Here is a 12,314-nt window from a genome sequence, read left to right as displayed (position 1 = left end):
GCGGGTGAGCGGCGCGCTGTCCGGTCTGCGCAGGATTATCGTTAGAATGGTGAAGTCCTGATGACAGCAACCATTCTGCATGGGACCGGAGTAAGCGCTCGGGCAACCTTGCCAGCACCGCTAGAATTGTTAGCGCTCGCGGTTGTCACGTCATTAAGCTAAAATTTTCCGTCATGCTAGATCCCCGCGCACAAACCCTCCTCAAAACGCTGATCGAGCGCTATATCGCCGAGGGTCAGCCGGTCGGCTCGCGCACGTTGTCCCGCTACTCCGGCCTGGAGCTGAGCCCGGCGACGATTCGCAATGTGATGTCCGATCTGGAGGAGCTGGGGCTCGTCATCAGTCCGCATACTTCGGCGGGCCGCATTCCCACGCCGCGCGGTTACCGCCTGTTCGTCGACACCATGCTGACCGTCGAGTCGGCCGCTGACGAAGAAGCCGTCATGCGCACCGTCAAGACCACGCTGCAGGCGGGCGAGCCGCAGAAGATCGTGGCGGCGGCGGCTAGCGTGCTGTCCAACCTCTCGCAGTTTGCCGGCGTGGTGCTGACGCCGCGGCGCAGCCACGTGTTCAAGCAGATCGAGTTCATGCGTCTGTCCGACAAGCGCATTCTGCTCATCATCGTCACACCCGAGGGCGACGTCCAGAACCGCATCATGGCCACCCAGCGCGATTTTTCGCCGTCGCAGCTCGTGGAGGCCTCCAATTACATCAATGCCCATTTTGCCGGCCTGTCCTTCGACGAAGTGCGCCGGCGCCTGCGCGAAGAGATCGACGAGTTGCGCGGCGATATGACCACGCTGATGCACGCCGCCGTGACGGCCAGCACGGACGAAGCCGACACCGGCGAGACCGTGCTGATCTCGGGCGAGCGCAACCTGCTCGAAGTCGCCGACCTTTCCTCGGATATGGCGCGGCTGCGCAAGCTGTTTGATGTATTCGACCAAAAGACCAGCCTCCTTCAGTTGCTCGACGTGTCGAGTCACGCCCAGGGCGTGCAGATTTTCATTGGCGGCGAGTCGAACCTCGTGCCGATCGAAGAAATGAGCGTGGTGACCGCGCCGTATGAAGTGAACGGCAAGATTGTCGGCACGCTCGGCGTGATCGGGCCGACGCGGATGGCCTACAACCGCGTGATTCCGATCGTCGACATTACGGCGCGCCTGCTTTCGCTGACGCTTAGCCAGCAGTAGGCGCCAGCTCTCGCGAGCGGCGCAGACGTATGTCTATGCCTGCGTTTGCGCAACGCGCTGCCTGTATGAGCCGCCCGGCCCGTGCCGCAACGCCATGCTGCAAATGATGCAGGGTGGCGAGGAGCTTGCCAATCGGCCGAACGGCCAGGTATGCGCGGCGGACCGCACCGTTATAATGAGTTCCACCTGAACCGTTTCCGCTGCACGCGGCCAACCCTGTCGCCTATGCGTTTTGATCTCGAGCGGCCTTCGCAGCCTGCCACATCCCATCGTGTTGCGGTCTTGCTGATCAATCTAGGCACGCCGGACGCCCCAACGCCGCGGGCCGTGCGCCGCTATCTGGCGCAGTTTCTGTCCGATCCGCGGGTCGTCGAGATTCCTGCCGTCATCTGGCAGGTAATCCTGCGGCTATTGATCCTGCCGTTGCGCGGCATCTCGTCGGCCAGGAAATATGCCGCGGTGTGGACGCCCGAAGGTTCGCCGTTGCGCGTGTTCACCGAGAAGCAGGTGGAAGGGTTGAGGCATCTGCTGCAGGTGAACGACTACACGGTAATAGTCGAGTACGCGATGCGTTACGGCATGCCGGGCATCCCGGCCATGCTGAACCAGTTGAAGCTGGCCGGCGCCGAGCGTGTGCTGCTGGTGCCCATGTACCCGCAATACTCGTCGTCCACCACGGCTACGGCCTTCGACGATGCGTTTTCGGCGCTCAAGCGCATGCGCAACCAGCCGGAAATCCGCACCATCCGCCAATACGCCGACCATCCGGCCTATATTGCGGCGCTGGCTGCGCAGGTGCACCACTATTGGCACGCGCACGGCCGTCCGGACTTCGCGGCCGGCGACAAGCTGGTGCTGAGTTTCCACGGCGTGCCTAAGCGCACGCTCGATCTGGGCGATCCGTACCACGACCAGTGCCAGCAAACGGGCGCGCTGCTGATGCAGGCGCTCGAACTCTCGCCGGTGGAGTGCCGTGTCACGTTTCAGTCGCGCTTCGGCAAGGCCGAATGGCTGCAACCTTACACTGCGCCGACACTCAAGGAGCTGGGCGCGGCGGGTGTGCGCCGCGCAGATGTATTTTGTCCGGGCTTTACTGCCGATTGCCTCGAAACTATCGAGGAAATTGGCATGGAAGTTCGCGACGAGTTCGTGCATGCAGGCGGCAAGGAATTTCACCGGATTCCTTGCCTGAACGCCTCGCAGGCCTGGATTGCCGCACTGGGTGAGATCGTCGCGCAGAATCTGCAGGGCTGGCCGGTGCAGGCAGCGACCGCGCAAGGCGCGGTGACGACGTGAACCTGCCGTGCAGCATCGTTTCAACGCGCTTGGTGCGTCGCTTACGGCGCCAGACTGACCGATGAACTACAAGATCGCAACTGAACCCGGTGCGCGTTTGCGCATCGACAAATGGCTATGGGCCGCACGCTTCTTCAAGACCCGTTCGCTTGCAGCGGACGCTGTCGACAAAGGTCATGTGCGGATTGGCGGTGCGGCGGTCAAGCCGGCCAAGGACGTGCGGGTGGGCGACCTGGTTGAGATCGAGATCGAGCGGATCGTCTGGCAGGTGGAGGTGCTGGGTGTATGTGACGTGCGTGGTCCGGCGAGTGTGGCGCAGACGCTTTATGCAGAGACTGAGGAGAGCAAGGTGAAGCGGCAGGTGGAGCAGGAGCGGCGCAAGACCTATCGCGAGCCGGCCGCCGCTTTGCACGGGCGCCCGACCAAGCGCGACCGGCGCATTATCGACAAACTTTCAGGTGGGGATTGAACAGTTGTTCCATCGTGGCATGCACACCGCCATACTCGGTCGTGCTGTCGTTGACGGCCCCGGACATGCAGATGGTTGTGGTTCCCGCGATGAGCACCAAGGCGACCACGGATATTGCAAAGGTCAGTTTCACGGTACTCCCCCGAAAGGATGCAGTACGAACCCGCGCGTTGAATTGAATGAAGTGGTATGCGCCGGGTTAGGGTTAACGTGCGTCTCCCGACGAACAATTGCAGTGTAGGTCAGTCCACGAACGCGCTCAATCTCATTCTGATGAAGTCAGAGTAATGGTTGTAACGAGGCATTTCTCGTCGCACTGCTGCGGTGCGAAAAGTTCCGTTTGACGCCTTGAAATCGTGGTTTGGGCCCCCAAATGCAGCGACGATGAGCGGTGGTGTGTGTGGTGTTTCCGCAACGCTCGAACGAGCCCGCCGGAAACCCGTGCGGCCACCCTTTGGCTTTTAATTTTTAAAGACTTTCAGCGACATGGAAAACACGCAAGAGAACCCGACGAGCCAGAATCCCACGTCCGCCGAAGAAGCCGCGCGCCAAGCCGCCGAGGCAGCCGCAGTTCAGCCGGAAGCCAACCCGGCTGAAGCTGCAGCGGGTTCGGCTGCGCCGGCTGGCGCCGAAGCTGCTTTGGCCGAAGCGCAGGCCAAGATCGCCGAGCTGCAGGAGAGCTTCCTGCGTGCCAAGGCCGAGACCGAAAACGTGCGCCGCCGCGCGCAGGAAGACGTCGCCAAGGCCCACAAGTTCGCCATCGAAAGCTTTGCCGAGCATCTGCTGCCGGTGGTCGACAGTCTCGAGGCGGCCGTCGCCCACTCGTCCGACGACCTGCAGAAGGTCCGCGAAGGTGTCGAACTGACGTTGCGTCAGTTGAACGGTGCGCTTGAGAAGGGCCGGGTGGTTCCGATCAACCCGCCGGCTGGCGAGAAGTTCGACCCGCATCGTCACCAGGCTATCTCGATGGTACCGGCTGACCAGGAAGCGAACACGGTCGTCTCCGTGCTGCAGAAGGGTTTCGTGATTGCCGACCGGGTTCTGCGTCCGGCGCTCGTTACTGTCGCGCAGCCGAAGTAAGCGTAAGGCATAGCCTGGACGGCTCGCAGCCGCCGGCCGCGCGCCGAACGCGGGCTGGCTGATGGCAGCCCTGCGAACGCGGCCCGGCTGACGGCGCCCCCGCCGCCCCCGCAGCCGCAGCCGATTGAAAAAAATTAAAGACCGCATTGCATTCAAGGTCTTGAAAACGATGCGGACGCACTTATGTTGAGTGCAGGTATGAATTGAAGGCGGGTTGCCTTGCCGCCAGATGGGCACAAGGCAACCTACTGCAGCGATCAAAGTCAGGAGATTAGTGAAATGGGCAAAATTATCGGCATCGACCTCGGCACGACCAACTCGTGCGTGGCGATCATGGAAGGCAACTCGGTCAAGGTGATCGAGAACTCGGAAGGTGCGCGCACCACGCCGTCGATCATTGCTTACATGGAAGACGGCGAGATTCTCGTCGGCGCGCCTGCGAAGCGTCAGTCGGTCACGAACCCGCGCAACACGCTGTACGCGGTCAAGCGCCTGATCGGCCGCCGCTTTGAAGAAAAAGAAGTGCAGAAAGACATCGGTCTGATGCCTTACAAGATCGTCAAGGCCGACAACGGCGACGCATGGGTCGAAGTGCGCGATCAGAAGCTGGCTCCGCCGCAAATCTCGGCTGAAGTCCTGCGCAAGATGAAGAAGACCGCTGAAGACTACCTCGGCGAGCCGGTCACGGAAGCCGTGATCACGGTTCCCGCGTACTTCAACGACAGCCAGCGTCAAGCTACCAAAGACGCCGGCCGCATCGCGGGTCTGGAAGTCAAGCGGATCATCAACGAACCGACCGCAGCTGCGCTCGCGTTCGGTCTCGACAAGGCTGAGAAGGGCGACCGCAAGATTGCCGTGTATGACCTCGGCGGCGGTACGTTCGACATTTCGATCATCGAAATCGCCGACGTTGACGGCGAAATGCAGTTCGAAGTGCTCTCGACGAACGGCGATACGTTCCTTGGCGGTGAAGACTTCGACCAGCGCATCATCGATTACATCATCGGCGAGTTCAAGAAGGAACAAGGCGTCGATCTGTCGAAGGACGTGCTCGCGCTGCAACGCCTGAAGGAATCGGCTGAAAAGGCGAAGATCGAACTGTCGTCGAGCCAGCAGACCGAAATCAACCTGCCGTACATCACGGCAGACGCGTCGGGTCCGAAGCACTTGAACCTGAAAATTACGCGTGCGAAGCTCGAAGCGCTGGTTGAAGAACTGATCGAACGCACCATCGAACCGTGCCGTCTGGCGATCAAGGACGCGGGCGTGAAGGTTGGTGAAATCGACGACGTGATTCTCGTCGGCGGTATGACGCGTATGCCGAAGGTGCAGGACAAGGTTAAGGAATTCTTCGGCAAGGAACCGCGCCGTGACGTGAACCCGGACGAAGCCGTGGCTGTAGGCGCCGCGATCCAGGGCCAGGTGTTGTCCGGTGACCGCAAGGACGTGCTGCTGCTCGACGTGACCCCGCTGTCGCTCGGCATCGAAACGCTCGGCGGCGTCATGACGAAGATGATCAACAAGAACACGACGATCCCGACCAAGCATGCGCAGGTCTACTCGACCGCGGATGACAACCAGGGCGCTGTGACGATCAAGGTGTTCCAGGGCGAACGCGAAATGGCAGCCGGCAACAAGCTGCTGGGCGAGTTCAACCTCGAAGGCATTCCGCCGGCACCGCGCGGCGTGCCGCAGATCGAAGTGAGCTTCGACATCGACGCGAACGGCATTCTGCACGTCGGCGCGAAGGACAAGGCGACGGGCAAGGAAAACCGTATCGTCATCAAGGCGAACTCGGGTCTGTCGGAAGCCGAAATCGAAAAGATGGTGAAGGACGCCGAAGCGAACGCGGAAGAAGATCACAAGCTGCGCGAGCTGGCCGATGCCCGTAACCAGGGCGACGCGCTGGTGCACAGCACGAAGAAGGCGCTCACCGAGTACGGCGACAAGCTGGACGCGGCTGAGAAGGAAAAGATCGAAGCGGCGCTGAAGGACCTCGAAGAAACGCTGAAGAGCAGTTCGAGCGACAAGGCGGCGATCGAAGCCAAGATCGAAGTCGTGGCAACGGCCTCGCAGAAGCTTGGCGAAAAGATGTACGCCGACATGCAGGCTGCGCAAGGTGCAGCAGGCGCAGCGGCAGGTGCTGCTGGTGCTGCTGGTGCGGCCGGCGGTGCCTCGGCCGGTGGCGCGAGCCAGCCGGAAGACGACGTGGTCGACGCCGAGTTCAAGGAAGTGAAGAGGGACTAAAGCCAGGTCGCAATTTGACCGTAAAGCCGCACACAGCGATGTGTGCGGCCCGGCAGAAAAATGGTCTGCACCCGTTCCGGATGCATCAACCTGCAAAGCGGTTATCGCGCCTGGTGAGCCTGTTTGGGCTCTCCGGGCACATTTGTTTTATGGAGGGCGTTGCTCAAGCCGCGTAAACGGCGGGCGAGCAGCGGCCGGACGAGTCGCGAGACTCCAGCATTCAAGAGGAGCCGCCGTGCCTTGCTGCGCGGAGGGCGTTGAACCGATATGGCGAAACGGGATTACTACGAGGTTCTGGGCGTCGCAAAGAACTCGAGCGACGACGAAATCAAGAAGGCTTATCGCAAGCTGGCGATGAAGCATCACCCTGACCGCAATCCGGGCAACAAGGATGCGGAAGAGCATTTCAAAGAGGTGAAGGAAGCCTATGAAATGCTGTCGGACTCGCAGAAGCGTGCGGCGTACGACCAGTACGGCCATGCAGGCGTCGACCCGAACATGGGCGGCGCCGGCGCGCAGGGCTTCGGCGGGTTTGCCGACGCATTCGGCGATATTTTCGGCGACATCTTCGGCCAGGCGGCCGGTGGCGCCGCGCGTGGCGGTGGCCGTGCCGGCCCGCAGGTGTATCGCGGCGCCGATCTGCGCTACAGCATGGAAATCACGCTGGAGCAGGCCGCGCACGGTTACGACACGCAGATCCGCGTGCCGAGCTGGGTATCGTGTGAAATCTGTCACGGCTCGGGCGCGAAGCCCGGCACCAAGCCGGAAACCTGCCCGACCTGTAATGGCGCGGGTTCGGTGCGCATGTCGCAGGGCTTTTTCAGCATCCAGCAGACCTGCCCGAAGTGTCACGGCACCGGCAGCCACATTCCTGATCCGTGCGTGCATTGCCACGGCGCGGGCAAGGTGAAGGAAACCAAGACGCTGGAAGTGAAGATTCCGGCGGGTATCGACGATGGCATGCGCATCCGCTCGGCCGGTAACGGCGAGCCGGGCATCAACGGCGGTCCGTCGGGCGATTTGTACGTCGAGATTCACATCAAGCAGCACTCGGTGTTCGAGCGCGACGGCGACGACCTGCATTGCCAGATGCCGATTCCGTTCACCACCGCGGCGCTCGGCGGCGAGATCGAAGTGCCGACGCTGGCGGGCCGCGCGAGCTTCACCGTGCCGGAAGGCACCCAGTCGGGCAAGACGTTCCGTCTGCGCGGCAAGGGCATCAAGGGGCTGCGTTCGAGCATTGCCGGCGATCTGTACGTGCACGTGCAAGTGGAGACGCCGGTCAAGCTGACCGAGCCGCAGCGCGAGCTGCTGCAGCAGTTCGAGAAATCGCTGGTCGAGGGCGGCGCGCGCCATAGCCCGCAAAGCAAGAGCTGGTTTGATCGGGTGAAGAGCTTCTTCGATTAATGGCTGTTTGAAGTTGGCGGTAGGCAAGATGGTTGATGATCGCGGCGCCGTGTTCGCATTGCTCGACGATTGCGACGCGACGGCGGCGCGGCGCTCGAGCCGTCTCTACACGCAGTTTTTGCATGAACGGGTCTGTGCCGATGTGGCGCAGCTCGATGCGGTGTGCGCCGCTGTCGCGGCCGATCTGCGGCGCGGTTTGCACGCTGTGGTGCTGGGCGAGTATGAGTTCGGCCGGCAGCTCGTGCTGGAGCGTGCTGCCCAGGCGTCCGGTGGCGAATCGGTTGGTGAGCAAAAAACGCAGCGTGGCGATGCCACGCTGCGTTTTTTATTGTTCGAACGCTGCGCGAAGCTCTCGCGTGAAGAAGCCGATGCCTGGCTGACGCAATGCGACGGCGGCGCGGCGCAGCCATCGGTGGCCGGTACGGCGGGCGTGCGCGCGAGCGTCGATCCGGCGCAGTTCGACGCGGCCATCGGCGCGATCCATGAGGCGTTGCGGATCGGCGACTCCTATCAGGTCAACTACACCTACCGCCTTGGGTTCGATGTGTTCGGCACGCCGGCTGGATTGTATCGGCGCCTGCGCGAGCGGCAGCCGGTTCCGTTTGGTGCGCTGATCGCGTTGCCGGACGACCGCTGGGTGTTGTCGTGCTCGCCGGAGCTGTTTGTCGAGAAGACGGGGGCGAGGCTGCGCGCGCGCCCCATGAAGGGCACCGCGCCGCGCACGCCGGACGATTCCGTCGCCGATCGGGGCGCTGCGGAATTTCTCGTCAACGATCCGAAGAACCGCGCCGAGAACGTGATGATCGTCGACCTGTTGCGCAACGACCTCTCGCGAGTCGCCGAGACAGGTTCGGTCAAGGTGCCAGCGTTGTTCTCGGTCGAGCCTTACGCGTCGGTGTGGCAGATGACGTCGACGGTGGAAGCGACGTTACGCGCACGAACCTCGTTTGCCGACGTGCTGCGCGCCTTGTTCCCCTGCGGGTCGATCACCGGGGCGCCGAAGCATCGCACGGTGCAGTTGATCGACACGCTCGAAAGCACGCCACGCGGCCTCTACACCGGCACGATCGGCTGGCTCGACGCCGTGGACGTTCCGGCCACCTGCGGCTCCGCGGATCTGCCAGGCGGCTCGTCTCACGCGAGCGCTCCCGCACTGTCCAGCGCCGCGCAAGACGCTTGCGGCGACTTCTGCCTGTCGGTCGCGATTCGGACCTTGACGCTCGATGCGCCGGCACGCGGCGCCAGTGAGCGCCGGGGCAGCATGGGAGTGGGCGCGGGGATCGTGCTGGATAGCGTCGCCGCCGACGAATATGCGGAGTGCGAATTGAAAGCCAGGTTTCTGACCGATGCCGATCCCGGCTTCGAGCTGTTCGAGACAATGTACGCGACGCGTGAGGATGGCATCCGCCACCTTGAGCGCCATCTCGCGCGGCTGGCGAGGAGCGCGGCGTGGCTCGGTTTCCGGTTCGACGAAGCCGGCTTGCGTGAGCGCCTCGAAGCGCAATGTGCGCTGCTAGCGGCGGGAATGCCGCATCGTGTGCGGCTCGCGCTCGCCAAAAGCGGCACCGTGCAACTGAGCGCCGCACCGTTGATGCCGCTTGCCGATAGCGTAGTCGGCGTGCTGCTCGCACCGGATCACGGCTTCACGGCGACCGAGGCAAGCGATTTGCTGTTGCATCACAAAACCACGCGCCGCGCAGAATACGACCGCGGCTGGCGCAATGCCGAGGCGCTCGGCGCCTTCGATACGTTGTTTTTCAATGAGCGTGGTGAATTGACGGAAGGTGGCCGCTCGAATGTGTTCGTGAAGCTGGCCGGGCGCTGGTGGACTCCGCCGTTGTCGTCAGGCGTGTTGCCCGGTGTGATGCGCGGCGTGCTGCTCGAAGACTCGGAGTTAGGTGCGGCTGAGCGTGCGCTGACACGCTCCGATGTACTGAATGCCGAGGCGCTGCTCGTTTGCAACGCCTTGCGCGGCGCAGTCGCGGCGCGCGTCCTGTAGCGTATGGCTCAGGCGAGCGACGCCTGATTTTGGTAGGTCGCGAACGTGCGCGGCGGTGTCTGGTGGGTCTGAGCCAAGTTTGGGGCCCGCGACAGGTGCCACGTTAGCCGCGGTTGATGCGCAGCAGGCGCGCTATCCAGTTGATGACGCGTGGATAGCGCGTGGTCTCGCGCAGATCAGGCGAGGGGCGGGCGTGATCGCGGATCTCCGCGACGTTGATCAGGCAAATGGGGCTCATGGTCGTCTCGATTCGGTTTGCGGCGAGGCCGCAGAAGTGAATCGAGCAAGATAGACGACATGACCTTCAGCGGAAATCGGACGGGTCCCAATTCAGCGCCGGTGCCCCAGGAATTTTCGCGTTGCCCCTGCGTTCCTGTTTCCGCCAGGTGTTGCCCCAGTGGGCGACCGTGGCAGTCGCCCGGCAGCTATCTCAAAACGTATGTTCCGGTCCCGGGAACGAACCGTCCTTGACGGCGCGTACGTACGCCTCGACGGCCGCGCCAATGTTCGGCTGCCCCTGCATGAAATCCTTCACGAAGCGCGGCCGCTTGCCGGGGAAAATCCCCAGCATGTCGTGCAGCACCAGCACCTGGCCCGAGCAATCCACACCCGCACCGATGCCGATGGTGGGAATCCGCAACTGTTTGGTCGCCTCGGCGGCAAGCAGGCTGGGGATCGCTTCCATCACCACCAGTTGCGCGCCCGCATCCTGGATCGCGAGCGCATCGCGCAGCAACTGGCTGGCGCCGGCTTCTGTCTTGCCCTGCACCTTGAAGCCGCCAAACGCGTGCACCGATTGCGGCGTGAGGCCAATGTGCGCACACACCGGCACCGCCCGCTCCACCAGAAAGCGTATCGTGCCGGCCAGCCACTCGCCGCCTTCCAGCTTGATCATCTGGGCGCCGGCGCGCATCAATTCCACCGAGCTGGCGAACGCCGCCTCCGGCGTGCCGTAGGTGCCGAACGGCAGATCGGCAATGACCAGCGCCGACGGACGCGCCCGAACCACGCAGGCGGTGTGATAGGCGATCTCGGCGAGCGTAACCGGCAGCGTCGTGGTCTGGCCTTGCACCACGTTGCCGAGCGAGTCGCCGATCAACAGCGAGTCGACCCCTGCGCGGTCCAGCAACGCCGCAAAACTCGCGTCGTAACAGGTCAGCATGGTGATCTTCTCGCCCGTGTCGCGCATCGCCTGCAGCTTCGGTACCGTAATGGCGTTGCGGCTCGTTTCCTGCAAATAGGTCATGAGGGAATCCGTTGAAGAAAGAGGGGGGCGACGTCGCTTACAGCGAGGTGCCTTTGACAAAGAATTCCTTGCGCCCGCGCATCGTCTCGATGCGTTCGACGAGCAGTGCAAGGTCCGCGTCCGAGTCGAGCGGGTTCAGGTGTTCGGCGTTGACCGTCAGCACGGGGGTGCGGTCGTAGTGATAGAAAAACTCGTTATACGCGTCGCACAGGGCGTGCAGGTACGCGTCGGAAATCTGTAGTTCCATCGGTACGGCACGCCTCTGGATGCGCGCAAACAGCACTTCCGGGCTGGCTTGCAGGTACACGACAAAGTCCGGCGCCGGGGCTGCGCCTGGGGTTCCCGCCGCAGTTGCCCGGGGTGCCTGGGCATCGCCGCTGGCGTCGATGCGTTTTGCAAGTGCGCGATACAGTTGCCATTCGTCTTCAGGCAGCGTGAGCCGCGCGAAGATCTCGTTTTTCTGCGTCATGAAATCGGCGATCAGAGGCGTGCCGGCGGCATACACAGCCGTCACCTCCTGTGCCTGTTGTGCGCGCTGCAGCGCGAAGTGCAGTTGCGCGGGCAATGCATAACGGCCGGTGTCGCGGTAGAAGCGCTCGAGAAACGGGTTGTCCTGGGGCCGTTCGAACAATGTGTGCATTGACCATCGTTCAGCCAGACGCCGCGCCAGCGAAGTCTTGCCGACGCCGATCGGACCTTCGATCGCAATGTAGCGGAACGGCGGGCGTAGCTGCGGCGCCGTGACCGTCAGCGGAGTGGCGCTCATGAGCAAGGGCCCTTGGTGGCCTTGGTGGCTTGGGCGGCCTGGCTGGCCTCCTGGTTGCCACCGCTAAGTGCATTGAGCACTGGGCACTGGCACGGCGACTTCATCTTTTCGATGCGCTGATCGGCGACGGCCGCGAGGAAGGCGTCGGCACGGCCGTGTTGCGGAATCATGAGAGCCGGGTCGAGTTCGACCAGCGGCACCAAGGCGAACGCGCGCTCGATGAGACGCGGGTGCGGCACGATCAGATCGGGTTCGTCGATCGAGTGATCGCCGTAGAGCAGGATGTCGAGATCGAGCGTGCGGGGCGCGTTGCGAAACGGCCGCTCGCGGCCGAAGTGCAGTTCGATCTTGTGGCACAGCGCCAGCAGATGCCGAACCGACAGCGTCGTTTCGAGCTTCACGACGCAGTTGTAGTAGTCGTCACCACCCGCATCGATCGGGGCAGTGCGATACAGGCTCGACTTGGCGAGCACGGTGATGGTGTGCTGTTGGGCGAGACACACCACCGCGTCTTTCAGGGTCTGGCGCGCATCCCCGAGATTCGCGCCGAGGCCGAGATAAGCAACCGTCATGGCATCACTTCCTGCGACTATCGTTCGACGGCCCGCAAC

At 63.0% G+C, this 12,314-nt stretch carries 11 protein-coding genes; 7 read left to right on the top strand and 4 right to left on the bottom strand.

Annotated elements, in window-relative coordinates; all coding sequences use genetic code 11:
* The first annotated feature begins 173 nt into the window (after nt 1–173).
* The 7 genes from hrcA (at nt 174) to BLQ92_RS21810 (ending at nt 9,691) form a co-directional block, all read left to right on the top strand.
* Nucleotides 174–1,193, top strand: a complete 1,020-nt coding sequence (hrcA, locus tag BLQ92_RS21840) for a heat-inducible transcriptional repressor HrcA (protein ID WP_090686621.1) — start codon at nt 174–176, stop codon at nt 1,191–1,193.
* Between the two features lie 225 nt (nt 1,194–1,418).
* Nucleotides 1,419–2,489 carry a ferrochelatase gene (hemH, locus tag BLQ92_RS21835; protein ID WP_090686788.1) on the top strand — a complete coding sequence of 357 codons (1,071 nt, stop codon included), beginning with the start codon at nt 1,419–1,421 and terminating at the stop codon, nt 2,487–2,489.
* Between the two features lie 61 nt (nt 2,490–2,550).
* Nucleotides 2,551–2,958, top strand: a complete 408-nt coding sequence (locus BLQ92_RS21830) for an RNA-binding S4 domain-containing protein (RefSeq protein WP_090686620.1) — start codon at nt 2,551–2,553, stop codon at nt 2,956–2,958.
* 486 nt (nt 2,959–3,444) lie between these two features.
* Nucleotides 3,445–4,038 (top strand): nucleotide exchange factor GrpE, encoded by a 594-nt coding sequence (gene grpE, locus BLQ92_RS21825; RefSeq protein ID WP_090686619.1) that lies wholly within the window; start codon nt 3,445–3,447, stop codon nt 4,036–4,038.
* Nucleotides 4,039–4,308: 270 nt separating this feature from the next.
* On the top strand, nt 4,309–6,285 hold the full coding sequence (gene dnaK / locus BLQ92_RS21820; protein ID WP_280517446.1) for a molecular chaperone DnaK: 1,977 nt from the start codon (nt 4,309–4,311) through the stop codon (nt 6,283–6,285).
* Nucleotides 6,286–6,552: 267 nt separating this feature from the next.
* Nucleotides 6,553–7,692: a molecular chaperone DnaJ gene (gene dnaJ, locus BLQ92_RS21815; RefSeq protein WP_090686617.1), complete on the top strand. Its 1,140-nt coding sequence runs from the start codon at nt 6,553–6,555 to the stop codon at nt 7,690–7,692.
* A gap of 28 nt (nt 7,693–7,720) precedes the next feature.
* Nucleotides 7,721–9,691 (top strand): chorismate-binding protein, encoded by a 1,971-nt coding sequence (locus BLQ92_RS21810; protein ID WP_090686616.1) that lies wholly within the window; start codon nt 7,721–7,723, stop codon nt 9,689–9,691.
* A gap of 103 nt (nt 9,692–9,794) precedes the next feature.
* Here the strand turns inward: BLQ92_RS21810 and BLQ92_RS41140 are convergent, their stop codons facing one another.
* The 4 genes from BLQ92_RS41140 to folK all read right to left on the bottom strand — a co-directional run bounded on the left by BLQ92_RS41140 (nt 9,795) and on the right by folK (nt 12,275).
* Nucleotides 9,795–9,929 carry a hypothetical protein gene (locus tag BLQ92_RS41140; protein WP_279607923.1) on the bottom strand — a complete coding sequence of 45 codons (135 nt, stop codon included), beginning with the start codon at nt 9,927–9,929 and terminating at the stop codon, nt 9,795–9,797.
* A 192-nt stretch (nt 9,930–10,121) separates the two neighbouring features.
* Nucleotides 10,122–10,937 (bottom strand): 3-methyl-2-oxobutanoate hydroxymethyltransferase, encoded by an 816-nt coding sequence (gene panB / locus BLQ92_RS21805; RefSeq protein WP_090686615.1) that lies wholly within the window; start codon nt 10,935–10,937, stop codon nt 10,122–10,124.
* A gap of 37 nt (nt 10,938–10,974) precedes the next feature.
* The gene (locus BLQ92_RS21800) at nt 10,975–11,703 is read right to left on the bottom strand and encodes a deoxynucleoside kinase (protein WP_090686614.1); all 729 of its coding nucleotides are present in this window, start codon (nt 11,701–11,703) and stop codon (nt 10,975–10,977) included.
* Nucleotides 11,700–12,275 carry a 2-amino-4-hydroxy-6-hydroxymethyldihydropteridine diphosphokinase gene (gene folK / locus BLQ92_RS21795; RefSeq protein WP_090686613.1) on the bottom strand — a complete coding sequence of 192 codons (576 nt, stop codon included), beginning with the start codon at nt 12,273–12,275 and terminating at the stop codon, nt 11,700–11,702. Before folK ends, BLQ92_RS21800 begins: the two co-directional genes overlap by 4 nt.
* Nucleotides 12,276–12,314: the final 39 nt, after the last annotated feature.

The organism is Paraburkholderia phenazinium, from assembly GCF_900100735.1.
In the GTDB taxonomy this organism is placed as follows: domain Bacteria; phylum Pseudomonadota; class Gammaproteobacteria; order Burkholderiales; family Burkholderiaceae; genus Paraburkholderia; species Paraburkholderia phenazinia.
Note: the sequence above shows the minus strand (reverse complement) of the source record. Positions and strands in the feature narration are given on the sequence as shown.

Bases quoted from the DNA above. Each gene is read 5' to 3' on its own strand.
- hrcA (WP_090686621.1), top strand. From the start codon at position 174: ATGCTAGATCCCCGCGCACAAACCCTCCTCAAAACGCTGATCGAGCGC.
- hemH (WP_090686788.1), top strand. From the start codon at position 1,419: ATGCGTTTTGATCTCGAGCGGCCTTCGCAGCCTGCCACATCCCATCGT.
- BLQ92_RS21830 (WP_090686620.1), top strand. From the start codon at position 2,551: ATGAACTACAAGATCGCAACTGAACCCGGTGCGCGTTTGCGCATCGAC.
- grpE (WP_090686619.1), top strand. From the start codon at position 3,445: ATGGAAAACACGCAAGAGAACCCGACGAGCCAGAATCCCACGTCCGCC.
- dnaJ (WP_090686617.1), top strand. From the start codon at position 6,553: ATGGCGAAACGGGATTACTACGAGGTTCTGGGCGTCGCAAAGAACTCG.
- BLQ92_RS21810 (WP_090686616.1), top strand. From the start codon at position 7,721: ATGGTTGATGATCGCGGCGCCGTGTTCGCATTGCTCGACGATTGCGAC.
- BLQ92_RS41140 (WP_279607923.1), bottom strand. From the start codon at position 9,929: ATGAGCCCCATTTGCCTGATCAACGTCGCGGAGATCCGCGATCACGCC.
- panB (WP_090686615.1), bottom strand. From the start codon at position 10,937: ATGACCTATTTGCAGGAAACGAGCCGCAACGCCATTACGGTACCGAAG.
- BLQ92_RS21800 (WP_090686614.1), bottom strand. From the start codon at position 11,703: ATGAGCGCCACTCCGCTGACGGTCACGGCGCCGCAGCTACGCCCGCCG.
- folK (WP_090686613.1), bottom strand. From the start codon at position 12,275: ATGACGGTTGCTTATCTCGGCCTCGGCGCGAATCTCGGGGATGCGCGC.